Raw genomic sequence first — 23,014 nt, 5'->3', positions numbered from 1 at the left:
TTTACCTCTTTTCCATCAGCTTAAGCAGCGGAGCCGCGTAAGCCGCTGGCGAAAAAAGCACCTTTGCTTTTTCCCGGGCCGCTTCTTTTATCTCTTTAATACGGTTCTGCTCCATGCCCGCAACCTTTTCCAACATCGCTTCAAGCTCCTCCAGACCCGCGATGACAAAACCCTCCCGGCCATTCACCAGCAGCTGCTCCGGCCCGGATACATCGTTGCAGATCATCGCTGTGCCGCTGCTCATGCACTCAGCCATTTTGGTGGAAAATCCTGCCCGGGCATAACGTTTGGCTTTTCTAAGCAGCACACAGAAATCCGCCCGATATCCAAGGAGAAGGGCCTCCTCGCGGCTGACTCTGCCATGAGCAAAAATGCCCAGTTCACTGTAGCTTCCATGTTTCCATACCACTTTCAGATACTCCTCTCCCACACCCGCGATGTCCAGCCGAAACCGCAGCTTTTTCCGGTTAAGGTGTTCCACTGCCTCAAACAGCGGCACCAGCAGATCCTTCTCCCCGGGTGAGCCCGTATAAACCAGATTGATAACCGGATGTGTGTAATAATGGTACTTAACAGCTGTTTGCTGGCCGCTGCCCTGCATAAGCGGAGGAATAAAAATGGTTTTCATGCCTTTTCTGCGGTAATAATCATATAAAAAAGGGCTCACCGCTATCACTCCGTCGAGACAGCATTTGTCCAGCCTCCGTATTCGGTGGCCGACCATCAAAGGCATCAGCCGCTCGCCAATTTTACCTCTGCTTCGCGGCGCATACCACTCGGTAATGTCCCCGATAAGCTGGACACACTGCTGCGCGCAGTATTTTCTCAGTCTCCAGGTCAGCGGGCCGGGGTCATTGTACAAAACAAACACATCATATCCTTCGGCACACTGGTGTTTTTTCACCCGGCGGCAGAGCCTTTCGGCGGTGACCAGCTCAGCAAGGTTTCTGAATCTGCCTCTTTCAGAGGGCTCTGGCACAAAATAGCGAAAGCCCTGATAGCTGTAAACCCGGTCTCCGGTCTGCTGGTCATGTCCATGGTTCGCCGCACCTTCGGCAGCCACAGGGTCCGCGCAGAGAAAATCCACAATATATCCGTTTTTCTGAAGCAGGCGCGCCATTTGGAAAACACGAATCCCAGCCGCGCTTTCGGGAAGTCCGCAGCGGATAATATATAAAATTTTATGGTCTGGCATCTGTTTTTGCTCCCTTCTCTGATTTTTTTCTTTTTTCCCGGTGAATAGCAAGGCACCGCCCGATAACGACTGCGATGGCCAGACATTTAATATCAAAGACCAGCATTGTATATACAGACAGCCCGCCGAGAGCGCACATCCACATGATAAGCACAAAGCTGTACCCCCGGACCAGCCGTTCCTTGTTGTAAAAAAGGCTGTTGTAAATCCCCATAACCAACAGCAGTACATAAGGCAGGCAAATGGAAATACCGTAACGCATCATCAAAAACAGGTAGCCGTTATCAATATAGCTGTAAAAGCCACCCATCGTCGGTGAGTAGTACTGAAAAGCATAACCCTGCCCGATGAGAAAGTCCTTCAGATTGGTCTGGGAAAAAAGCTCAATATATTGGAAAGACCGGGTATCCCGGTCGGTTTTTTCCATAAAAGTCTCAAACAGGTGCGGCTCAAAGTTTGCCACAAATGCAAAAGCCAGTCCTCCGATGACCACAGCTGCCCAGACGCCCCTGAACCGCCCCCGTTTCCCCTTCTGTGTCGTGATATAAGGGAACACCAACGTCCAGATAAGGCTTTGGATCACGTAGCTTCTGGCGTTAAACAGAAGCGCCAGCACCATACATATGGTCATCAGAAAACAAATGAAAGCTCTCTTTTTCCTTTTCTTAAAATAATCAATGCTGCCGATAACCACAAGCCAGAAGCCCTGGACATAAAGGATCAGGGCCGCTGTATTCCCCATAAGTCCAGAGGGGTGTTTACTAAGAAAAAGCAGATAGGAAGTCAGGCTGGCCGCCAGAGAGAAAACACCCATGCGCAGGGCTATTCTGCTGAAGCTTCCATAGAGCTTGTCGTCCACACCTACCACCACTGCCAAAATGGTCAGATAGACCTCGGGCGTGGTCTCCGAGTACAAAACAGTCTTTGCCCCATAACGTATGAGGGTAATAAACGCCCAGCACACCACTGCCCCGGTCATGACCAGCAGCGCGGTCATTCCAAGCTCAGTCAGCTTCCGGATAATTTTGGGGTATTCCACCAAAAACAGTGTGATGAGCAGTGCCAGCGCCAGGTAATCCAGAGCGATGGTGACACCCCCAATCCTCGGCAGCTGCTGGAAGCCATAGGTGCTGTTTTCAATCAGTGTATAGCCCATCCCTGCGTAACTGTAAAGCTGCTTGATCATCAGAATAAAAAAGATCAGATAGACCATGGCTTTTCGTACCGGTATTTTCTTTGGCATTTACCGCCTCGCAGTCCTTTGTGAATTCTCGTGTCCGTCTTATATATGCTCCCTGTACCATTCAATGGTTTTCTCAATACCATCCTCAAAGCTGTAATCCGGATCATAGTTCAGCAATTCCCTGGCCGCTGTAATATCCGCACAGGAATGGCGAATATCTCCCGGACGCTCTGGTCCGTAAACCGGGGGCAGCTCCCGGTTCAAAAGTCCGCAGAGGGTATAATACAGCCTGTTCAGGCTGATCTGGCCGCCGCAGGCAATATTGTATGCGGCTCCGGCCGCTTCCTTCGGTGCCAGCATTCCCTTCAGGTTTGCCTCCACTGCGTTTTCAATATAGGTAAAATCTCTGGACTGGCTGCCGTCGCCATTGATCCGGGGTGCCTCGCCAGCCATCAGGCTTTTGACAAATTTCGGTATAACCGCAGCGTAAACGCCTTCAGGATTCTGGCGTTTTCCAAAAACATTAAAATAGCGGAATCCGATGGTTTCAAGGCCATAAAGCCTGGTGTATAGCCCTGCGTATTCCTCCGCCGTTTTCTTGGTCAGGGCATAGGGCGACAGGCAGTTTCCCATTTGGCTTTCTGTTTTAGGGAGTCTCTCCTCATCGCCGTAAACCGATGAGGACGAAGCATAAACAAAACGCCTGACGCCCTTCTGTCTTGCCGCCTCCAGCATATTCAGTGTTCCCTTGACATTGATGCCCTCGTAAAGCAGCGGCAGTTTGATGCTGCGGGGCACGCTGCCCCAAGCCGCCTGGTGCGAGACATAGTCTATTCCTCCACATGCCTCCAGACAGATGTCATAATCCTGAATATCCCCCTTTATAAACTCAAAGCCGGGATTATTAAAAAAGGGCCGGATATTTTCTTTACTTCCAGTTGACAGATCGTCCAGACAGCGGACAAAATAGCCCATGGAAAGCAGTGCCTCGCAGACAGCGGAGCCAATAAAGCCCGCCCCGCCTGTCACCAGAAAGCGACTTCCCTTCGGAAATATCAAATGCTTATATCCCATCTTAAAGCCTCCAATAAGTATAATTCTGCGTTTCACAGTCCTTTTTTTCATAAACGCCCTTCAAGTCAAAAAGGATTTTTTTCTTTTTATTTTTAAAAAACAGGTTAAGCTCCTCAAGGGGTAATTCTTTAAAGCGGCTGTGTGCCACCGCGATGATCAAAAGATCCAGCTCCTCAAGATCAGTGATATTTGAAAGCTTTATATCAAAATGAGCCCTGGCCTCCGCGGGATCGGCCTCGGGGTCACACACCACTGGCTCAATGCCATATTCCCTGAGCTCCCTGATGATATCCATTACCTTAGTGTTCCGGCTGTCCGGGCAATTTTCCTTAAATGTAAAACCCAGAATCCCCACACGGGCCTGCGGAATAGTCACATCCTTTTTGATGAGCTGTTTCACAGCATTTTCAGCCACATAACAGCCCATACTATCATTAATCCGGCGCCCGGAGAGGATCACCTGAGATTTGTAGCCTAACATCTCTGCCTTATGGGTCAGGTAGTAGGGATCTACTCCGATACAGTGACCGCCCACCAGACCAGGGGTAAACTCCATAAAATTCCATTTGGTGCCTGCGGCTTCGAGAACGGCCTTTGTGTCAATACCCATCCTGTTAAACATGATAGACAGCTCATTCATAAAGGCGATGTTAATATCCCGCTGACTGTTCTCAATAACCTTAGCCGCCTCAGCTACCCGGATGCTCTCTGCCCGGTGCACACCAGCCTCTACTACCATGCTGTAAACCTCCGCCACTGTATCCAGAGTTTCAGCGTCCATGCCGGATACAATCTTGACAATATTCTCCAGCCGGTGTACCTTATCTCCAGGATTGATACGCTCTGGTGAATAGCCAATCTTAAAATCCCTTCCACATTTAAGGCCAGAGGTTTTTTCCAATATTGGGAGACAGATTTCCTCGGTAACGCCAGGATAAACCGTGCTTTCATAGACTACCACCGAACCCTTTTTCAGATTTCTGCCAAGAATCCGGCTGGCTGCCTTTACCAGAGAAAGATCCGGTGTTTTATCACGCCTGACCGGAGTGGGCACAGTGACGATATGGAAACGCGCTTCCCCCAGCCTTTTTTCATCCCCTGTGAAATCCACAGAGCAGTTCCTGACCGCCTCATCACCTACTTCCCTTGTGGGATCTTCACCTTGCCTGTAAACTTCTATTTTTTTCTGGTTCGTGTCAAAGCCGATGACAGGTACCTTTTTTGAAAAAGCCGCGGCTATAGGCAGGCCCACATAGCCCAGTCCGATAACAGATAGTTTTGTCTCTCTATTTTTAAGCGCTGCATAATGTTTCATTATTCCTCCATATCTCATTGTACAGTTCAATCACTTTTTCCAGATTGTACTGATTAGTCACTTTCACAAAGGCCCTGTCACCAAGCTTCTGCCGCAGCACAGCATTATCCATCAGTCCATCAAGGGCTTTCCTGAGATTATCCGGACTGTGTTTTTCAACCAATATGCCACAGTTTTCCAGCATATCTGGTATGGCCCCTACCCTGGTGGCAACAACAGCCTTTCCCAATGCCATCGCCTCTAAAACTGCGTTTGGAAACCCCTCAGTGTGGCTTGGCAGAACAAAAATTTCCGCCTCATTCAGGCGTTTTATTGCCTGAGTGTGCGGCAGCTCACCAACCAGCTCAACGCCTTCAAAGCTAAATTTTCTTTTTAAAGTCCTGGCAAAATCCTCCTGAAAAGGCCCTATAATTTCCAGTATCCAGTCTGGGTACTCCTGCTTTAAGTCCTGCCAGGCTTCGAGAAGCTCCCAGGTTCCTTTTTCCCGTGTCACCCATCCCAAGAAAACAATCTTCCGGCCTCTTTTTTCCCCGGGATCAGGAAGTTCCTCAAGATTGATAGGATTTGGCACATAAGACAGCTTTTCCTCTGGCAAGTAATGTCTTAGGCAGGCATAGCTTTTAGAATCAATGACAATTACCCGATCAGCCAGCCGGCAGGCCTTCAGCTGATACCTCCATTCCCCGGAATGCTCCTTTTCAAGCTGTGGGATTCTGCCGTAACGGATGTGGTAGTTTGTGGGAATACTGTTTTTCCGCGCGGTTTTCAGAAGCAGGCCATCCCGGATCAGGCCAAGGCTCCCGCTGGTGGTGAGATGAATGACATCAGGCCGTTTGTTTTTTATTTCACGGATTAGGCGTCGCTTCAGTCCCAGCATTTTTATGCCGCTGACCACCACGCGGTCCCAGAGGCTCCTCCCCTCGGTCGTCCTTCTTCCAGTGCCGGTATCTAAAATATTCAACTCAATATCCTGCTGCTTTTTCTCAATGTGTTCACTGATCAGCCGCGTCCAGTTGGCAATGCCGCCATAAGGTGGCGGTATGGGGGCAATTAAACAAAGTCTCATTATTTTTTCCTCCAGATTGTTTCATTTACAATGGCGGTATAACTCTGGACCAGCTTGACGACTTTGACGCTGACGTTGGTGTCTGTGTAATCCCCTGCCATGACCAGAGGTTCATTGTTTTCAGCCATCTGTACTGCCAGTTCAACAGCCTGCTCAATTTCCTTTGTGGTTATGCCGCCAATGACCATAGTCCCCTTGTCAAACACCTCCGGGCGTTCAGTCGATGTCCGGATCAGCACTGCAGGAAAATTCAGCAATGCGCTTTCCTCTGAAAGGGTGCCACTGTCTGACAGGACACAGCGGGCATTTTTTTGTAGCTTGTTATAGTCAAAAAAGCCCAGAGGTTTTATGGATTTTACCAATGGATGAAATACAAATCCCCGTTTTTCAATCATCTTACGGCTGCGGGGATGCGTCGGATAGACTACAGGCAGCTGATGCTTTTCTGCCAGCTGGTTGACGGCTGTCATCAGACTGAGAAAATGCCTTTCCTCATCGATATTTTCCTCCCGGTGGGTAGACAGCAGAAAGTAACCGCTTTTCTCCAGCCCCAGTGTTTCAAGAATCCCAGATACCCTGATGGCTTCCCGATGCTCCTCCAACACTTCACGCATGGGGCTCCCGGTGACAAAAATGGTTTTTCCATCGATTCCCTCCCTCAGCAGATAACGTCTTGAGTGCTCTGTGTAGGGCAGGTGAATATCTGCGATATGGTCCACAATGGTCCGGTTGACCATCTCCGGCACATTCCAGTCCCAGCAGCGATTCCCGGCCTCCATGTGAAAAATAGGTATTTTTAGCCTTTTTGCGCTGATGGCCGACAGGGCGGAATTTGTATCACCAAGAATCAGCAGGGCGTCAGGTTTTTCGCGCACCATTACTTCATAGGCTCTGGCAATAATATTCCCCATTGTTTCGCCCAGCGTTTCTCCTGCGCTGTCCAGATAGTGGTCTGGAGCGCGAAGCCCCAGGTTCTCAAAAAAAATCTGGTTCAGGGCATAATCCCAATTCTGTCCGGTATGCACAAGAATATGGTCAAAATACTGGTCACATTTTTTTATCGTTGCTGACAGCCGGATAATTTCAGGCCGTGTTCCGAGAATCGTCATGAGCTTCAGCTTTTTCATTCCCCCTTACCTCCTTTATGATTTCTGGTTCTACCGCCAATGAGTAGGTATCTGGCTGCTGTGGGTAGAATATCTCACAAGCCCAGATCAGCGTAACCATATCCTCGCTGCCGTCATTAACCAGCGCGTGGGTATAACCCGCGGGTATGTCCATCACCTCCAGCTGCTCACCAGATACCGGATATTCCAAAATCCGGTCACTTCCAAGCCGTCTCAGCCTTATCCGCCCAGTTCCTCTGACCACCAGGAACTTTTCATTTTTTGTGTGGTGCCAATGGTCTCCGCGTGTCACGCCTGCCTTTGTGATATTGACTGAAAGCTGTCCGCGGTCTGGTGTTTTAATGAACTCCGCAAAGGCACCCCGGGCATCGGTATGGGTTTTAAGCGGCTGGCTCAGATTATCCACCGACAGGTAGGTCAGGTAAGCCGAGTAAAGTTTTTTGGTCAGAGGATCTGCCATATCCGGTACCTCCAGCTTTTCCCTGTTTTCTCTGAAACCTTCTATCTTCTCGGCAAGACTGCCCACTGTCACCTCATAGGTTTCTGTAATACGGTGATCTCCTCCAGTCAGTGCGCCCAGCATTGCCGTAATAACATCATCGATATAAGCCAGCTGCAAAACCGCTTCCGGGTTATTAATATGGATCGGTAGCCCCCGACTGATCTGATGGCAGAAAGTGGCGGCTACACTGTTATAATAAGGGCGGCACCATTTTCCAAAAATATTAGGCAGGCGGTAAATAAAGGTCTCAACGTCATTTTTCCTGCCGTAACGTGTCACCAGTCTTTCGGCTTTCTTCTTACTTTTACCGTAAGGATTATCCTTTTCAGCCTGAACTGAGGATGCCAGTACCACCGGGGCTTTGTTGCCGTGCTTTTCAAGCAGAGAAAGCAATTCGCAGGTCAGGCCAGTATTGACCTCTTCAAAAGCTTCGGGCTTTTCCGGCCGATTAACCCCTGCCAGATGATAGACAAAGTCACACTCGGCGGTATAGCGCTCAAGAGTTTTCTTTTCCGACTCTCGGCCAAAGCACAGAACCTTCACAATTTCCTGCCCCAGTTCTGGACAACTGCCAGAAACGCCCACATGTTCCAATGCGGCCACCAGATTTTTTCCGATAAAACCTCCCGCTCCTGTTACAAGTATCTTCATTTTTATTCTCCTAGGCTGTAAGCCGAATGTGCTTGCCGCTCTGGATGTACCACTGCGCCAGCTCATTCTGAATATACGGCAGGTTCCTCAGTTTTTCCATCACCTGCTCCACATTAAGTATTTCTGCACTGTCTGAGGTGAATTCCTCAGCAATTACCGTTTCCCCCTCCGAAAAATATTTTTCATAATTGAGGTCACGCTGATCCATGGGCACTCTGAAAAAGCCCCCGTGGTCGATGGCGCGTGATGCCTCCTCCCGTGTCAGGAGTGTTTCATGAAATTTCTCTCCGTGGCGCACACCGATTGTCTGGATTTCCCTGGTTACCCCAAAGAGCTCTTGAACTGCTTCAGCCAGTGTGCCGATGGTACAGGACGGTACCCTGGGAATCATGATATCCCCCGGATCCGCGTTCTCAAAGGCAAAAAGCACCAGTTCCACCGCCTCCTCAAGGCTCATGACAAAGCGGGTCATGGACGGGTTCGTCACTGTCAATGGCTCACCGGCCTTTAGTTTATCAATGAACAAAGGCACCACAGACCCTCTGGAACACAGAACATTCCCATAACGGGTTCCGCTGATAACCGTGCGCTCTGGAGCCACCGTCCGGGATTTCGCCATAAACATTTTCTCCATCATGGCCTTAGAGGTTCCCATAGCGTTGATGGGATAAGCCGCTTTGTCCGTTGACAGGCAGACAACTTTTCTTACTCCAGCCTCAATGGCGGCGGTCAGCACATTGTCTGTCCCCAGCACGTTGGTTTTAACCGCCTCCATGGGGAAAAACTCACAGGAGGGCACCTGCTTCAGGGCCGCAGCATGAAAAATATAATTCACACCGTAAAGAGCGTGTTGGATGCTTGCCTTATCCCGGACATCCCCGAGATAGAATTTGATTTTTTCGTTTCCGTAAGCCCTGCGCATATCATCTTGTTTTTTTTCATCTCTGGAGAAAATCCGGATCTCCTTAATATCTGTAGCCAAAAAACGTTTGAGCACCGCGTTGCCAAAGGACCCGGTTCCTCCTGTAATCATCAGTGTCTTATTTTTTAACATCTTTCACCTCATTGTATTAATTCGCCCAGCTGTTTTTCAAGCTGGTTTAAATGCCGTTCTTCTGTAAAATGCTTCTTGACGTACGCGCGTCCCCGTTCGCCACAGCTGCTGTACTGCGTCGTATTTTCCATAAACCGCAGCAGCAGCTCCGCGAGACCTTCCGCATCGCCGGCCCCAGTACAAAGACCACAGCCGGATTCTGTAATCACCTCCCGGACAGCGCCGTCTGCAGCTGCGATCACTGGCTTCCCCGCCGCCATATATCCCTGGAGCTTGGCTGGAAGTGTCAATCCCACTGCCGTATCCCCATTGAGAGTCAACAGACAGGCGTCCGCCAGCCGGTAGTAATCTTCCATTTCCTCGTGAGGACGTCTGCCGTAGAACAGTATCTGATTTTCCAGAGCCTTTTCACGAACCAGCACACGGCACCGCTCCGCGTCCGACCCATCCCCCACCAGATGAATCCTAAAACCGGGAGTTCCCTTCAGCCTGTCTGCTGCTTCAATAATACAAGCCACATCCTGAGCCTTTCCGATATTTCCCATGAACACAAAATTCGTTATACCATCCGGCTCTGTAGTTAAATCCTGTGATAAATAATCGTCACCGGCTTCCTGAGGCAGGTACTCCATCTTTTCAAAGGGAACATCATTGACATAGTGCAGATAGTCGATAAAGGGCTTTGATGTAACGGCAATATGGTCGCACTGGCGATAAAGACCTCTGGAAAGCCAGCTGATTATGCTGTAAAAAAGACTCCCTTCCCCGATGCCATAAACCTTCACGCATTCTGGCCATATATCCATACAATAATAGAACAGCTTCTTGTTTGAAATCTTTTTAAGCACAGCAGCAGGAAAAATCACTGTCACCGGCGAGATCCCGTACACGTAAATCACATCAAACTGCCAACGCATAAACAGACAATAAATGGCCGCTGTCAGCGCAAAGGAAAGATAATTCATACAGCGGAAGAAAGCACCGCTTCTCCGAGCAATCACCGGTATACGGACCACCTCCACCCCATCAATCCACTGCCTCCGATTCTTAAAATACCGATATGCCTCTGGCACCCGGGAGGTTGTGTAATCCGGAAGTCCAGTCAATATCCTGACCTGATGTCCCCGCCTCACAAGTGCTGCTGAAAGGGCAGTAACCTGGAATGTATCCGGGTAATAATGTGGACTCACCATAAAAATTCTCATTGATTGTCCTCCTGCCATTTCCGGAACGTTTTTGGCGCTTGCCCCAACTTCTGGCACTCCTCCTCCAGCATCCCTTCATAAATATCCTGTCGTTTTATAACATAACGGATCGTTTTGAAAAAAATGGCTGCATCTGTAAGAAAACAGATATTTTCAACATACTTCCTGTCAAAAACCACTTTCTCGTCATTGCTAATGAGGTTGCGTCCATTGATCTGTGCCAGGCCCGTGATCCCCGGCCTCACTGCTGTTATGCCAGCTTTTTCACGGGCAGCCAGCACCTCCCCCTCCGCCAAGAGAAACGGACGTGGACCAATTAAACTCATCTCTCCCTTTATCATATTAAAAATCTGAGGCAGCTCGTCCAGACTTGTCCTGCGCAGCACCCGCCCGGTTCTGGTGATATACTGCTCTGGATTTTTCAGCTCTTTCACCGGCCTGTCATATGGAGCAGTTTTATACATTGTTCTGAATTTATAGATCAGAAAGGTGCGCCCATACTGTCCGCAGCGTTTCTGCTTAAAAAGCACCGGTCCTTCCGAGTCCCACTTAATAGCAGCGGCGATAACACCAAACACCGGCATCAAAGCGATCAGCGATAGCACTGCTACAAAAATATCAATTAGTATTTTTATATAGCATCTATAGACCATTCCCCCCACACCCTTTCTCTGATTTGCATTTTGCTTTCATCTTTTTTAAAAAGTTACTCTTTTCTGCCAAAAATATCCTTTCAGCGAAAAACAACTTTTTCTATCTTTTTTATATACAGCATATTCTATTATAAAGTATATTTTCTTTGATTATATAGCTTTTGACAATTTTCACGTTTGAAAATTGACCTGTTTGTGACAGTTTTTGCCAGAAATGCGTATGATTATCTTTGGGAATATCCTTAAAATATAAAAAAAGTATAAAAAAAATATTTTAGCTTTATAGCTGAAGAATCCCTTAAAGTTTACAGAGCAATGAAATCCTGGTCAAAACAAAAAAAGAATATAAAAAACGCCATCCCTTAAAGAATGGCGTTTTTTATATTCTTCATCATTGTATTCTTATTAGTCTTCAGGTACAATTGCTTCTACTGGGCACTGATCAGCACAAGCGCCGCAATCTGTACATAAAGCTTCATCAATTTCGTAGATAGAACCTTCAGAAATTGCTTCTACTGGACATTGATCTGCGCAAGAACCGCAAGCGATACATTCGTCTGTGATTTTGTAAGCCATTTAATACACCCCTTTCTGAACAACATTTATTTTATTATATCTTATTCTTGATTTAAAGCAAGACAATTATTTATCTTTTTTGCCTTTTTCAGGTTTTTTTTCGGATTTTTTTTCGCGTTTCCGCTCGGGCTTACGCTCCGGCTTTTTTTCCTGCTTTTTCTTCTGAATATCCGCTAACAGATATTTTCGGACTTCGGTTTCATCCTTTTCCAGCTGCATTTTGACAAAGACCGTTTCCTCGAGAATGCTCAGTTTAAACACCTCGCCCTCGCCGTCCGGCGTAATGACCTGCTGGCCGACTCTTGGCATCTTCTTGGTGACTTCCTCATAAAATTCCTGTTCATAGGTCAGGCAGCACAACAGCCTGCCGCAGATACCTGATATTTTGGTGGAATTCAGCGATAAGTTCTGCTCCTTGGCCATTTTAATGGACACAGGGGTAAAATCGCCCAGCCACTGAGCGCAGCAGGTGGTTCTCCCGCATACGCCCAGCCCTTTGAAAATCTTGGCCTCATCCCGGACGCCGATCTGGCGCAGCTCGATGCGCACCTTAAACACCGCTGCCAGATCCTTGACCAGATCTCTGAAATCCACGCGGCCGTCGGCCGTAAAGTAAAAGATCGCCTTTTTCTTGTCAAAGGTATATTCCACATCAATGAGCTTCATCTCAAGCTTGTGGGCTTTTGCCTTTTCGATAAAAATATCCTTTGCTTCAATTTCCTTGCGCTTCAGCCGCTCAAAATCCGATGTATCCTTATCGGTGGCTTTCCTTATAACGGGCTTGATGGGCGCTGTGATCAAATCATCCTCAATCTCCCTCGGTCCCAGGGCAACCTCGCCGTACTCCACGCCGCGGACCGTCTCGACAATGACATGGTCGTACTGCTCTACTTCCAGATTCTGCGGATCAAAATAATAAATTTTACCGACTTTTTTAAATCGGACTCCAACCACTGATTTTGCCATCTATAGTATCTCCTGTAATTTATATTTTTAATAGGGCGCTTTCCCACTGCAGCCTCAGGTTGACATTATACTGCAGGGTGTTCATAAACTCAAAAAGGATCTCTGCGATCCGGCTGTTTTGACGCGGCGTCAAAACCGAAGCGTATTTTACCTGCCAGCTGTAATAAGGATTTCCTTCATCCTCCGCGCCTTCTAGAAACAGCGCCATGCTGTGAAACCAGACAAGCAGAAAATTCAGGACCTCAGCACTGGCGTTTTTATCCTTCCCTATTTTTTCACTGAAAGCGAACGCCTTAAAGGTATCTCCCTTAAGTATAGCATAAAATACATTGAGTGCCTCAATTTTTAAGCTTTCCAGCTCGGTATTTTCAAGAAATTCTAAAGCCTTTCCCGGGGACCCCTCACAACTGTAGATGGCCTGATCTACGGCCTCGCCCGGGGCACAGCCCTTCTGTTTCAAAATCTCACGGATGCCCGCATCCGAGACCGGCTCAAAGCCCAGGACCTGGCAGCGTGAACGGATGGTGTTCAGCATTTTTTCCAGGTTTTCCGCTGTGATGATGAAAACATTATGGGGCTCCGGCTCCTCCAGCGATTTCAGCAGGGCGTTCTGAGCCTCTGGCGTCATTTTATCGCCGCCCTTTATAATGCTGACCCGCAGCTCACTTTCAAACGGCTTGACCGGCAGCGTGGCGATGAGCTTACGTACCTGGTCAATTTTAATGGCGCTCTCACCCTTTCCAGGCTGGGTAATCAAAACATCCGGGTGGTTTCCGTGCTCGATCTTCTCACAGGGAATGCAGGTGCCGCAGGGCTTTTCATCGCCCCGGCACAAAAGAGCCTTTGCAAACTCAAGGGCCATCATGGTCTTGCCAATGCCCTTTTTTCCCACAAAGAGATAGGCGTGGCTCACCTCATGATTGGCAATGCTCCCCGCCAGAAGCTTTTTGATCCGCTCCTGTTCAACAACTGCCTTAAACATGCCTGCTCCTCCCTAGTGCCATTCTTCCTCGGCTAACTCCGAAAAATCTGTTTTTAGCAGTTTTTTTGCTTCCTCAAGATCTCCCGGGTCCACAAATATCTCAATGTTGGCCGTGGTGAAGGTTCCCATAAAAATACTGCGGATCGGGCCGCCGAACCCCTTTTCCCGCGAGGTTACCTTAATGCCGTTCGCCTCCAGAAAACTCCGCGTCACGGCAAATTCCATGTCCGAATAGGCTACCTTCAAAAGCGCGTAGCGATCCTCAAACCGTTCCACTTGTCATCACCCTCTCATATATTTCTTCGTGTATATCCTCAATGCTGCGGAGCTTTCCCTCCGAGACGCATACGATCTCTGTCCAGTTATATTTTTCAATGAGCTCAAGGGCATTCTGGTATGCGTGGAGCAGATGCTCTGGGCTTTTTTCATGTATATCCTTTTCCGCCTCACCTGTTATTTTATTGGCGCGGCCCTCCATCAGCTTGAAGTTGATCTCCGGCGGTATATTCAAAAAGAAAACCGCGTCGGGCACAGGCAGCTCCATCTTATTAAACTCATAATCTGACAGCCAGTCCATAAAACGGACGCGCTCTTCCGGATCACTGATTTTTCCCGCCTGATGAACCATATTCGAGGTGGTGTAGCGGTCAGCGATCACAATGCCGCCATCCCTGTAAAAAGTCTCGTAATCCTCCTTATAGGACGCATAGCGGTCAGCTGCATAGAAGGTCGACGCGATATAAGGACTGATGCTGTCCGGGTCATTTCCAAAAGCACCGGACAGGTACAGCCGCACCATGGCGGAGGACGCCTTATCGTAACGGGGATAGGAAACCTTCATGACCCGCTGCCCTTCCCTTTTCAGGCGGTCGTAGAGCTTTTCTGTCTGTGTCTGCTTACCGCTGCCGTCAACACCCTCGATGACAATCAGCTGTCCTTTATTTTCCATTGATAAACCTTCTTTTCTCATTTTATTTCAGGCATTATTATATCATAACGACCCATGCATTAAAACGAAGAATTGAGAATGACCTCAATCCTTCCCTCACTGTCGATTCCCACAACGGCCTCGCCATTTCTCTGCCGCCTGAGCAGCTCTGCGGCAGTTTCCTCTGTGACCAGGCTTCCCGGCAGCAGCACTGGTATTCCCGGAGGATACGGGATAACAAAGCCCGCCGCCGCTCTGCCTGCAGCATCCGCCAGAGGCATTCTCCCAGTTTCCATATTGCAGAGCGCCTGCCAAAGCGGATATTTCTCCTCGTGCTTCCAGAGACTGACAAATCCGACCTGTGGCAGCTCTGTGACCTCCGGGCAGTCTCTGTTCATATCTGCCACTGCTGCCATCAGCCGGTCCAGTTCGTCAACGGTAGTTCCGATTCCTGTCATGGCCAGCACATAATTAAAACCAGACATCTCACACTGGATGTTAAACTCTGTAAGCAGCCGCCTTTCAGCAGCCGTTCCCTGTCCGTCCTTCACCATTAGCAACCATTTGCTTTTATCGTAGAGCTGCTCTTCTCCCGGAGTGTACAGGGCGATGCAGTCACCTGCTCCCACCTGTTTCCGGTAATAATCCCAACGCTCTGCGATTGCCTGAAAAACGGCTTCTCCCTTTTCACAGGCTTCATCCACAGCGTTTTCCACACTCATCATCAGAAGATAGCTGGGGCTTGAAGATTGAAGCATGGCCAAAAACTTTTTGACACGGCTTCTTTCCACCAATGTTCCCTGCATATGCAGCAGGGAGCTCTGGGTAAAAGCCCCTAAAAGCTTGTGTGTGCTCTGGATAACTATATCTGCCCCGCAGCTCACCGCGTCCGGCGGCAGCGCAGCACAAAATTTCAGATGCGCTCCGTGAGCTTCATCCACGATCAGCACCTTTCCCTTTTTGTGAAGCAGCTCCGCTATGGCGGCCACATCACTGACAGTGCCGTAATAGGTGGGATTGACCAGGATCATCCCCTTCACCTCTGGATGCTCCTGCAGCTTTTTCTCTACCTGCTCCGGAGTAATGCGTTTTCCAAAGCCCAGCCAAGCATCGTATTCCGGTTCAAAATAAACACCCTTTACCCTGCCCAAAGCAAGCCCCGCGTAAACAGAGCGGTGACAGTTCAGCGGCACCAGGAGGCTGTCGCCCTCTCTGCACACACCCATGACGGCGCTCTGTATGCCGGCTGTGGTACCGCCCACCAGTATGCAGGACTCCTCTGATCCATAAGCCTCTGCCAGTTTTTCCTGAACCCTTAAAAGAATATCGGAGGGATCATGCAGGTTATCCGCCCCAGGCACTTCTGTTGTATCCAGGGTTGCCCAGTTCTCATTATCAAAGCAAATTTTTCCCTTGTGCCCTGGCATATGAAAGCGCAAAGTCCCTCTGTCACTCAGTTCTTGTAATCTTGTATATAAAATTCGTTTTTTCATGGATTTATTTTATCATAAAATCCGGATTTTTCCCCTTTATTTTTAGATGGATTATTGATATGATAATCACTGTAAAAAAATTCAAGGAGTGAAAAAGATGGCAAATATCATCTCTGTCGATATGACTAACTTTGAAGCGGAAGTGCTAAACTATACGGAAGGCCCTGTCATGGTCGATTTTTGGGCTGAATGGTGTGGCCCCTGCAAGGCTCTTCTTCCGATCATCGAAGAAATCGCCGGCGAAGTCCCTGCAACCGCCAAGATCTGTAAGCTGAACGTGGATGAAAATACCGATCTGGCCAGACAGTTTCATGTCATGAGTATCCCGACCTGTGTATTTTTAAAGGACGGCAGTGAAGTCGAGCGTTTCGTGGGAAGCCGCGACAGGCAGGAATACATTGATACCCTAAAAAATTTATAAGTTTTTTCAGACTGTGCTCCGGGCACGGTCTTTTTTTATCGAACTACTTTTTATTAAATTTTCTCTTACAATACAGGGCATTTCTCTTTTCATTCTATTTTTATAACTATTATTTCGAAAATCCTTGAACCTTTTTTGAAAATATGTTACTATGAAAATTATTTATAGATTCCTTATTTTCAGTCATAACTGTCAAACCCTCGGGAGGAACTCCAGATGAACACTAAATACCTCGGGCAGCGGCTTCGCCAGTTCCGAAAAGACGCCCATCTTACACAAAACCAGCTGGCTAAAAAGGCCGGTATTACCCCCACCTACCTCAGTATCATTGAAAGGGGCGCGCAGCTGCCCCGGCTGGAAACCTTTATCAATCTGGCCAATGTCCTGTCTGTTTCCGCGGACGACCTTCTGATGGAGGATCAAACGGAGTCTCGGAAAAATTTGTATCCTTCTTTCTGTGTTCCGTCTGACAACCTAACAGATGAACAGCTCGTCTTGGTTCAGGAAATGATCAAGCTAATGTGTGACCACTTCAAAAAAACAAATCACTGAATTATTTGTTTAAATTCTTGGACAAAACTATAATTGAATATTGACTTCATTCGCATTGTGAGTTATAGTAAATAATATACATCCGAATCATTTTGAAATAGGGCAAAACTACTGAAAGGTAGTGACGCAAAGCCAAGGGTCTAATTCATCTCAAGATGAAACGACAGCCGGTTGCTCGGGTATTAAACTTACTGAATGCAATCTCCCTGCCTTGGTTTATGCCGGGGTCTTTTTATTGCCCCAATCTCACGCAGAGGAGTTAATCACAATGGATAACAAAGTTATTGGCAGGCATATTCGTGAAGCCCGTCTTGATAAAAAACTGACGCAGTACCAGCTCGCGGAACGTGTTCATATTACACCGAATTATCTGAGCATGCTGGAACGCGGCACCCATCTGCCCAAACTTGAAACGCTCATCACCATCTCCGAAGCACTGGAGGTTCCTGTCAGCGCACTTCTTACCGATTTCCCCGTCGAATCCTTTACCAGCCGGATTCACTTTCTGTCCACTGCAATGGAAGGGCTCGATGACGAGCAGTCCAAGATCGTGTGCGATGTCATCAAGGTGATGACTGACGGCTTTAAATTGAAAAAATAAGTAAAAATCCCCGGATCAAATGATCCGGGGATTTTTTAGTTAAAAGTCTGAAGCCGGGTAAAACAAATCGTTTCGCCGCCTCGCCGTATCCAGCATGTTATTGTAGAGTATCTGCTGATACTCCAGAACCTCACGGTCATGGACGGTCGGATCACCCTTTCTGAAGTACTGCCCTTCCTTGTCAATGATCCCTACCGTATTGATGACCGGCAGTGTTTTGGACAGCTTCATTAAATAATCATTGTAGGGTGTCCCCTGGATACCCGCCTGCGCAAGCAGCAGGCTGGAAAGATAGTTTACACTCAGCTTATCCACCTGAGCTTCTGGGATGTCGTAATTTGCCCAGATGACAAAGGGGGTGACATAGCGCCTCTGCAGCTCCTCTGTGCTCCACTGGTCCAGAGGCTTCTGCATGAGCTCTTCATAAAAAGCCTGCTCGATATACGCCTGATGATCGCCAAACATGACCACCAGCGTGGGCTCATCCTGACTGCTGAAATAGTCGATCAGATTTTTAAACGCCGCGTCAGAGCTGCGCATCAGCGATAAATACTGCTCAGTTTCAGGATAACTTCCCTCCATCCCCTCCAGAAGCACAGGCTCCAGATCATCGGCATTCAGCTGGTAACCGGCATGGTTCTGGATGGTCACATCAAAGACAAACAGCGGATTGTCGCCTTTATTTTCATAAAGCTCAATGACCTTGTCATAGGTAGCCGTATCGCTGACCCATTTTTCTCTGATTGTCTGCGATTCCATAAATTCTTCTTCTGAAAAAAACTGCTGAAATCCAAAATTTGGATAAACCTTATCGCGGTTCCAGGCGTTACGCTCTCCGGGGTGGATGGCGTAGCTGCTGTAGCCCTCATGGTTCAGCGTCGACGTGAGCCCGGGAGCCGGACCCTTGATATAAAGCTGATAGGGCCTCGCGTTTTCCGGCAGATAAGCCGTGGTGTTTCCTGTCAGAAAAGCGTATTCGGAGTCACAGGTGCCACCGCCGAAAACCGACACGTAGAGATTCCCTTTAATGGTATTTTCCTTCAGACTGTCAATGAAAGGCATGTAGTCAATATTGGTTGAAAAATCCCCCACGGCCCGCAGGTCACTGAAAGACTCATTCATAATAGCAATGATATTGGGCTTATGGCTGTCTTTCATTCCAGGGCCGGCAGCGGCTTTTTCCGTTGTCCCGCCCCGGCCGACAGCTCCTGTGGTCATGGGCTGCTGTACGTTTTTGATGCTCTCACCCAAAAATGCCAGATCATATCCTTCAGGCTCTCTGACATGTGAGAGCTTGGCATTGACGGTAAAGGTATAAGGATAGCCGTTAACTGGCATATCCCAGGCATAGTAATACCGCTCCACATTGGTCTCGAAAAACAAACCAAAGGTGATGGTCAGGGCTGCAAAGGCCCTCAGGCGCAGCCTGCGGCTTTTATATTTATCCCGGACGCGTCTGTCTGCTTTAAAGGCCCAAAACAACAGCGCTGCCAGAACCAGCGCCGCCAGCAGAATCGTGCCGCTGAGCTCAAAGTGATAGGCTGAGGCGACCTGAAGTCCTGTTTTCGCTGAAAACAGATCCGTATAGAGCAGTGTATCTCCTCTGAACAGACGGACAAAGTAGCCCGCCAACCCAAAAATATACAGAAGAACTCCTCCGCCCATCAAGGATGCTCTCATCCGCCCTGTTAAAATATATAAAAAAACATAGACTGCCATACAGCAGGCCAGATTTAAAAACAGGCGGATTCCCTCTGTATCAAAGGGTGCTTCCTGAAATATCTGGAAAATGGTATAAGAAAAGGCTGAGGTCAGGACAAGCAGCAGCACATTCCACAGAGCCGCTGCACGCTCCCTGCACTCTATATTTGAAAAGACAGCCAGACCGATCATAAACACACACAGCCCCGCTGTGTTCAGGTAACGTTCATCAAACCCCATCATATGATAGCAGAGCGACAGGCTCAGGCTCAGCACCGCCACTGTCGCCAGTGCTGCCAATATTCTTTTTTTACTCGTTGTCAAATTGATTACAGAATCCAAAAAAAACCTCCTGTTCTCTGACTATTATATCATTAAACAGAAGATTTTGTGTTATTTTCAATAGAAATTAAGTTTTATCCTTTTAGCTTACTTTGCCGCCAGCCGGGATTACATCGCCGTCGACTGTTAAAATACTCAGCTTTTTCCCCTTAACAGCGGAAAGAATCATCCCGTTGGACTCCAGTCCCCTCAGCATGACCGGCTTCAGATTTGTACAGACAATAACCTTTTTGCCCACAAGGTCTTCAGGCTTATAGTATTTGGCGATTCCAGAGATAATCTGGCGCTTTTCTGTTCCCAGATCCAGCTGGAACACCAGCAGGCGGTCTGCGTCAGGATGCTGTTCGCAGGAGATGACCTCTGCGACTTTCATCTCAACCTTGGCAAAATCATCGATGGTGATCAGGCCTTCTGGCACCGCGGCTTTTTCTTCCTTCTTGGCCTGTTTTTCCTTTTTAGGCGGCTGTTTCTGTTCTTGTTTTTCCTTCTTCACTTCAATTCTCGGGAAGATTGGTTCACAGCGCTCTACCTGGATGCCGTCCGGGTATTTTCCAAAGGACTGGATACTTTCCCAGGTCCTGAGTTCTTCTGGTACCTTAAGTTCATCGGCAATCTTAACGCCGGTATCGGGCATTGCAGAGCTTACGAGTACAGAAATTATTCTGAGAGACTCTGTCAGGTTATACATCACCATTGCCAGACGGGCTTTCTTTTCAGGATCTTTGATCAAAACCCATGGCTGTGTCTCATCAATGTATTTATTGGTGCGGGAAACCAGCTTCCAGACCGCTTCCAGCGCGCGGCTGAAATCCAGCTTATTCATGTAATCTTCCACAACACCTGGAGTTTCCTCTGCCAGAGCAATGAGCTCGGCGTCAAAATCACCGCTTTCACGCTCAGCTGGAATCACGCCGTCAAAGTATTTCACGGTCATGGCCACTGTCCGGCTCAGGAGATTGCCCAGGTCATTGGCCAGGTCAGAATTGATGTGGCTGACCAGCAGATCTTCGTTATAAATACCGTCTGCGCCGTAGGTCATTTCACGCAGCACATGGTAGCGCAGTGCATCCACGCCATATTTTTCAGCCAGCTCTACCGGGTCGACAACATTGCCTACAGATTTGGACATTTTTCCACCCTTTAATAAAATCCATCCGTGGCCGTATACGTGTTCCGGCAGCGGAAGGTCCAGTGCCATGAGAATAATCGGCCAATAGATGGTATGAAAGCGGATGATGTCCTTACCGACCAGATGCACATTCGCGGGCCAGTATTTATCCATGAGCTGCGGCTTGTCATTCAGATAGCCAAGAGCCGAGATATAGTTCGGCAGAGCGTCGATCCAGACATACACCACATGCCCCGGGTCAAAGGTTACCGGAACGCCCCAGCTGAAGGAGGTTCTGGAAACGCAGAGATCCTGAAGGCCGGGCTTGATAAAATTGTTGATCATTTCATTCTTCCGGGATTCCGGCTGAATAAAATCCGGATGGTCTTCGATGTACTTAAGTAAGCGGTCTGCGTATTTTGACATCTTAAAGAAGTAAGCCTCTTCGGAAGCTTTTTCAACCGGACGTCCGCAGTCCGGGCAGTTGCCGTCCACCAGCTGGCTTTCCGTCCAGAAGGATTCGCAGGGAGTGCAGTACCAGCCTTCATATTTTCCTTTGTAAATATCGCCCTGGTCATAAAGCTTTTTAAAAATCTGCTGGATGGTTTTCTCATGTTCCGGGTCTGTGGTACGGATAAACTGGTCATAGTTGATGTTCATCAGCTTCCACAGCTCTTTAATTCTTCCCACCACGTCATCCACATAGGCCTGTGGGGTGACGCCCTTTTCCTCAGCAGCCTTTTGAATCTTCTGGCCGTGTTCATCGGTACCGGTCAGAAAATAGGCATCGTAGCCCGTCAGCTTTTTAAAACGGGTCAGAGTATCGGCGGCTACGGTGGTGTAGGTATGGCCGATGTGTAAATCCCCGCTTGGATAATAAATCGGGGTTGTCACATAAAAAGTTTTCTTTTCTTCCATCATATTTCCTCCTTGAAAATTTCTAAAAATAAAGAGAGCCCCTCCATATAAGGACGAAGCTCTCGTGTTACCACCTTACTTTCCGCCTGTCTCACGGCAGACGGCTCAGCTAATAAACCGGCAGGGTTTATTATTTGTTTTTAACGCTTTCCGCGGCCCTGGCTTAGGCGGCAGCCCTCACCAAAGCATGCTCCGAGGCCATCTTCCATTCCTTGTCCACAGCCGGCTTTCACCTTTCCCGGTTCTCTGTATGCTTCCTCCGAATGTACTCTTCTCTTCATCGCAGTTCATATTCAATTTATTACTATACTATTATATCCAAATATTTTTAAAATGCAAGCACTTTTAAGGCAATGGAAAATTAACGAATTCTTTTAAGGGATTAAAAGGGCGGCCACCGCACTAAAAAGTGGCAGAGCGACGCCCGCAAATACCCGAGATGTCTGCCCCTAACTTGCTTTAGCATGGCGTTCATGCTGATCTCTAAAGCGACTTAGTCCCATCCAATCAAATCTGCCAGAGGCAGATTTGTACTATAATTTTCCATTTTCAATTGTTTTCAAATTACCGTTTGATCAGATTATAGATATCCCGCTTGCTCACGCCCCGGTCTCTGGCCACCTGCTTCATGGCTTCCTTTTCGCCCATGCCCTGGTCTTCATAATGGGCCATGTGCTCATCCAGAGAAAGGGCTGTCAAATCCTGGCTGTCTGACGGAAGGCCATCGCCTCCTTCAATGACCAGCACAAACTCACCTTTGGGTGGATTTTCAGAATACCAGTCCAGATGCTCCTGAACTGTGCCCATTCGGGTCTCTTCATATTTTTTTGTTATTTCCCTGGAAATACTCATTTTTCGGTCCGGAATGACCTGAACCATAGCTTCCAGTGTTTTCACCAGTCTGTGGGGCGTTTCGTAGAGAATAACCGTATTTTCAGAGGCGGCTATTTTCTCAATACCCCCGCGGATCTCTTTGTTTTGTTTTCCTAAAAACCCCATAAAGGTAAAGGCCCGGGCATCAATGCCTGAGAGCACGAGTGCGCAAAGTCCGGCGTTTGGTCCGGGTACCACCTCCACCGGGATTCCAGCTTCATTACACCGGCTGACAATAACCGAGCCAGGGTCAGAGATAACGGGCATTCCCGCGTCGCTGACCAGGGCAATATCTTTACCCTCTGCCAAAAGCTCCAGCAGCTTTTCACTTCCGCTCTGCTCATTGTGCTGATGATAGGCCAGCAGGTGCTTCTTAAGCTCAAAATGATTGAGCAGTTTGACCGTATGTCGGGTGTCCTCCGCGGCAATCACGTCCACTTCCTTCAAAATCCTGAGAGCCCTCAGCGTAATATCCTCAAGATTACCGATGGGTGTTCCGACAATGTATAGTTTTCCCGGCATGTCATT

22 protein-coding genes and 1 riboswitch are annotated in these 23,014 nt (G+C 48.2%); of the genes, 3 read left to right on the top strand and 19 right to left on the bottom strand.

Annotated elements, in window-relative coordinates; all coding sequences use genetic code 11:
• Position 1 precedes the first annotated feature (1 nt).
• The 16 genes from BUC22_RS11265 to BUC22_RS11190 form a co-directional block, all read right to left on the bottom strand.
• Positions 2 to 1,195: a glycosyltransferase gene (locus BUC22_RS11265; RefSeq protein ID WP_013382791.1), complete on the bottom strand. Its 1,194-nt coding sequence runs from the start codon at positions 1,193 to 1,195 to the stop codon at positions 2 to 4.
• On the bottom strand, positions 1,182 to 2,438 hold the full coding sequence (locus BUC22_RS21860; RefSeq protein ID WP_013382792.1) for a hypothetical protein: 1,257 nt from the start codon (positions 2,436 to 2,438) through the stop codon (positions 1,182 to 1,184). The genes BUC22_RS11265 and BUC22_RS21860 overlap by 14 nt, the downstream gene beginning before the upstream one ends.
• 39 nt (positions 2,439 to 2,477) lie before the next feature.
• On the bottom strand, positions 2,478 to 3,452 hold the full coding sequence (locus BUC22_RS11255; protein WP_013382793.1) for an SDR family oxidoreductase: 975 nt from the start codon (positions 3,450 to 3,452) through the stop codon (positions 2,478 to 2,480).
• Between the two features lies 1 nt (position 3,453).
• The gene (locus BUC22_RS11250) at positions 3,454 to 4,767 is read right to left on the bottom strand and encodes a nucleotide sugar dehydrogenase (RefSeq protein WP_013382794.1); all 1,314 of its coding nucleotides are present in this window, start codon (positions 4,765 to 4,767) and stop codon (positions 3,454 to 3,456) included.
• Positions 4,745 to 5,833 carry a glycosyltransferase family 4 protein gene (locus tag BUC22_RS11245; RefSeq protein WP_013382795.1) on the bottom strand — a complete coding sequence of 363 codons (1,089 nt, stop codon included), beginning with the start codon at positions 5,831 to 5,833 and terminating at the stop codon, positions 4,745 to 4,747. The genes BUC22_RS11250 and BUC22_RS11245 overlap by 23 nt, the downstream gene beginning before the upstream one ends.
• Complete coding sequence (wecB, locus tag BUC22_RS11240; RefSeq protein ID WP_013382796.1) at positions 5,833 to 6,960, bottom strand: non-hydrolyzing UDP-N-acetylglucosamine 2-epimerase; 1,128 nt, start codon at positions 6,958 to 6,960, stop codon at positions 5,833 to 5,835. The genes BUC22_RS11245 and wecB overlap by 1 nt, the downstream gene beginning before the upstream one ends.
• Positions 6,917 to 8,113, bottom strand: coding sequence for a polysaccharide biosynthesis C-terminal domain-containing protein (locus BUC22_RS11235; protein ID WP_013382797.1), 1,197 nt, complete (start codon positions 8,111 to 8,113; stop codon positions 6,917 to 6,919). The genes wecB and BUC22_RS11235 overlap by 44 nt, the downstream gene beginning before the upstream one ends.
• A gap of 10 nt (positions 8,114 to 8,123) precedes the next feature.
• Positions 8,124 to 9,167, bottom strand: a complete 1,044-nt coding sequence (locus BUC22_RS11230) for a polysaccharide biosynthesis protein (protein WP_073382890.1) — start codon at positions 9,165 to 9,167, stop codon at positions 8,124 to 8,126.
• An 8-nt stretch (positions 9,168 to 9,175) separates the two neighbouring features.
• A complete protein-coding gene (locus tag BUC22_RS11225) occupies positions 9,176 to 10,372 on the bottom strand; it encodes a glycosyltransferase family 4 protein (RefSeq protein ID WP_013382799.1) in 1,197 nt (398 codons plus the stop codon).
• Positions 10,369 to 11,025 (bottom strand): sugar transferase, encoded by a 657-nt coding sequence (locus BUC22_RS11220; RefSeq protein WP_013382800.1) that lies wholly within the window; start codon positions 11,023 to 11,025, stop codon positions 10,369 to 10,371. The genes BUC22_RS11225 and BUC22_RS11220 overlap by 4 nt, the downstream gene beginning before the upstream one ends.
• Positions 11,026 to 11,430: 405 nt before the next feature.
• The gene (locus BUC22_RS11215; RefSeq protein WP_013382801.1) at positions 11,431 to 11,601 is read right to left on the bottom strand and encodes a DUF362 domain-containing protein; all 171 of its coding nucleotides are present in this window, start codon (positions 11,599 to 11,601) and stop codon (positions 11,431 to 11,433) included.
• 66 nt (positions 11,602 to 11,667) lie between these two features.
• On the bottom strand, positions 11,668 to 12,567 hold the full coding sequence (locus BUC22_RS11210) for a PSP1 domain-containing protein (protein WP_070081186.1): 900 nt from the start codon (positions 12,565 to 12,567) through the stop codon (positions 11,668 to 11,670).
• Positions 12,568 to 12,586: 19 nt separating this feature from the next.
• A complete protein-coding gene (gene holB, locus BUC22_RS11205) occupies positions 12,587 to 13,549 on the bottom strand; it encodes a DNA polymerase III subunit delta' (protein ID WP_013382803.1) in 963 nt (320 codons plus the stop codon).
• Positions 13,550 to 13,561: 12 nt separating this feature from the next.
• Positions 13,562 to 13,825 (bottom strand): hypothetical protein, encoded by a 264-nt coding sequence (locus BUC22_RS11200; RefSeq protein WP_013382804.1) that lies wholly within the window; start codon positions 13,823 to 13,825, stop codon positions 13,562 to 13,564.
• Positions 13,812 to 14,498, bottom strand: coding sequence for a dTMP kinase (locus tag BUC22_RS11195; RefSeq protein WP_013382805.1), 687 nt, complete (start codon positions 14,496 to 14,498; stop codon positions 13,812 to 13,814). Before BUC22_RS11195 ends, BUC22_RS11200 begins: the two co-directional genes overlap by 14 nt.
• Before the next feature lie 59 nt (positions 14,499 to 14,557).
• Positions 14,558 to 15,970 (bottom strand): aminotransferase class I/II-fold pyridoxal phosphate-dependent enzyme, encoded by a 1,413-nt coding sequence (locus BUC22_RS11190; RefSeq protein WP_073382887.1) that lies wholly within the window; start codon positions 15,968 to 15,970, stop codon positions 14,558 to 14,560.
• 97 nt (positions 15,971 to 16,067) lie between these two features.
• Between BUC22_RS11190 and trxA the strand changes: the two genes are divergently transcribed.
• The 3 genes from trxA (at position 16,068) to BUC22_RS11175 (ending at position 17,544) form a co-directional block, all read left to right on the top strand.
• Positions 16,068 to 16,391 carry a thioredoxin gene (gene trxA / locus BUC22_RS11185; RefSeq protein ID WP_013382807.1) on the top strand — a complete coding sequence of 108 codons (324 nt, stop codon included), beginning with the start codon at positions 16,068 to 16,070 and terminating at the stop codon, positions 16,389 to 16,391.
• A 216-nt stretch (positions 16,392 to 16,607) separates the two neighbouring features.
• A complete protein-coding gene (locus BUC22_RS11180; RefSeq protein ID WP_013382808.1) occupies positions 16,608 to 16,943 on the top strand; it encodes a helix-turn-helix domain-containing protein in 336 nt (111 codons plus the stop codon).
• Between the two features lie 91 nt (positions 16,944 to 17,034).
• A riboswitch (cyclic di-GMP riboswitch) is annotated at positions 17,035 to 17,122 on the top strand.
• An 89-nt stretch (positions 17,123 to 17,211) separates the two neighbouring features.
• A complete protein-coding gene (locus tag BUC22_RS11175) occupies positions 17,212 to 17,544 on the top strand; it encodes a helix-turn-helix domain-containing protein (protein ID WP_013382809.1) in 333 nt (110 codons plus the stop codon).
• Positions 17,545 to 17,583: 39 nt separating this feature from the next.
• On the opposite strand, the gene BUC22_RS11170 is transcribed toward BUC22_RS11175, so the two are convergent.
• The 3 genes from BUC22_RS11170 to rsmI form a co-directional block, all read right to left on the bottom strand.
• Positions 17,584 to 19,587, bottom strand: a complete 2,004-nt coding sequence (locus tag BUC22_RS11170; protein ID WP_013382810.1) for an LTA synthase family protein — start codon at positions 19,585 to 19,587, stop codon at positions 17,584 to 17,586.
• 82 nt (positions 19,588 to 19,669) lie between these two features.
• Positions 19,670 to 21,613 (bottom strand): methionine--tRNA ligase, encoded by a 1,944-nt coding sequence (gene metG, locus BUC22_RS11165; protein ID WP_070081185.1) that lies wholly within the window; start codon positions 21,611 to 21,613, stop codon positions 19,670 to 19,672.
• 564 nt (positions 21,614 to 22,177) lie between these two features.
• Positions 22,178 to 23,008, bottom strand: a complete 831-nt coding sequence (gene rsmI, locus BUC22_RS11160) for a 16S rRNA (cytidine(1402)-2'-O)-methyltransferase (protein WP_013382813.1) — start codon at positions 23,006 to 23,008, stop codon at positions 22,178 to 22,180.
• Positions 23,009 to 23,014 lie beyond the last annotated feature (6 nt).

Origin of the sequence: Eubacterium callanderi (genome assembly GCF_900142645.1) — a bacterium.
GTDB lineage: Bacteria > Bacillota > Clostridia > Eubacteriales > Eubacteriaceae > Eubacterium > Eubacterium callanderi.
This window is presented reverse-complemented; position numbering and strand designations above follow the sequence as displayed.

Excerpts from the sequence above, each read along its gene's own strand:
- BUC22_RS11265 (WP_013382791.1), bottom strand. The coding sequence starts at position 1,195 with ATGCCAGACCATAAAATTTTATATATTATCCGCTGCGGACTTCCCGAA.
- BUC22_RS21860 (WP_013382792.1), bottom strand. The coding sequence starts at position 2,438 with ATGCCAAAGAAAATACCGGTACGAAAAGCCATGGTCTATCTGATCTTT.
- BUC22_RS11255 (WP_013382793.1), bottom strand. The coding sequence starts at position 3,452 with ATGGGATATAAGCATTTGATATTTCCGAAGGGAAGTCGCTTTCTGGTG.
- BUC22_RS11250 (WP_013382794.1), bottom strand. The coding sequence starts at position 4,767 with ATGAAACATTATGCAGCGCTTAAAAATAGAGAGACAAAACTATCTGTT.
- BUC22_RS11245 (WP_013382795.1), bottom strand. The coding sequence starts at position 5,833 with ATGAGACTTTGTTTAATTGCCCCCATACCGCCACCTTATGGCGGCATT.
- wecB (WP_013382796.1), bottom strand. The coding sequence starts at position 6,960 with ATGAAAAAGCTGAAGCTCATGACGATTCTCGGAACACGGCCTGAAATT.
- BUC22_RS11235 (WP_013382797.1), bottom strand. The coding sequence starts at position 8,113 with ATGAAGATACTTGTAACAGGAGCGGGAGGTTTTATCGGAAAAAATCTG.
- BUC22_RS11230 (WP_073382890.1), bottom strand. The coding sequence starts at position 9,167 with ATGTTAAAAAATAAGACACTGATGATTACAGGAGGAACCGGGTCCTTT.
- BUC22_RS11225 (WP_013382799.1), bottom strand. The coding sequence starts at position 10,372 with ATGAGAATTTTTATGGTGAGTCCACATTATTACCCGGATACATTCCAG.
- BUC22_RS11220 (WP_013382800.1), bottom strand. The coding sequence starts at position 11,025 with ATGGTCTATAGATGCTATATAAAAATACTAATTGATATTTTTGTAGCA.
- BUC22_RS11215 (WP_013382801.1), bottom strand. The coding sequence starts at position 11,601 with ATGGCTTACAAAATCACAGACGAATGTATCGCTTGCGGTTCTTGCGCA.
- BUC22_RS11210 (WP_070081186.1), bottom strand. The coding sequence starts at position 12,567 with ATGGCAAAATCAGTGGTTGGAGTCCGATTTAAAAAAGTCGGTAAAATT.
- holB (WP_013382803.1), bottom strand. The coding sequence starts at position 13,549 with ATGTTTAAGGCAGTTGTTGAACAGGAGCGGATCAAAAAGCTTCTGGCG.
- BUC22_RS11195 (WP_013382805.1), bottom strand. The coding sequence starts at position 14,498 with ATGGAAAATAAAGGACAGCTGATTGTCATCGAGGGTGTTGACGGCAGC.
- BUC22_RS11190 (WP_073382887.1), bottom strand. The coding sequence starts at position 15,970 with ATGAAAAAACGAATTTTATATACAAGATTACAAGAACTGAGTGACAGA.
- trxA (WP_013382807.1), top strand. The coding sequence starts at position 16,068 with ATGGCAAATATCATCTCTGTCGATATGACTAACTTTGAAGCGGAAGTG.
- BUC22_RS11180 (WP_013382808.1), top strand. The coding sequence starts at position 16,608 with ATGAACACTAAATACCTCGGGCAGCGGCTTCGCCAGTTCCGAAAAGAC.
- BUC22_RS11175 (WP_013382809.1), top strand. The coding sequence starts at position 17,212 with ATGGATAACAAAGTTATTGGCAGGCATATTCGTGAAGCCCGTCTTGAT.
- metG (WP_070081185.1), bottom strand. The coding sequence starts at position 21,613 with ATGGAAGAAAAGAAAACTTTTTATGTGACAACCCCGATTTATTATCCA.
- rsmI (WP_013382813.1), bottom strand. The coding sequence starts at position 23,008 with ATGCCGGGAAAACTATACATTGTCGGAACACCCATCGGTAATCTTGAG.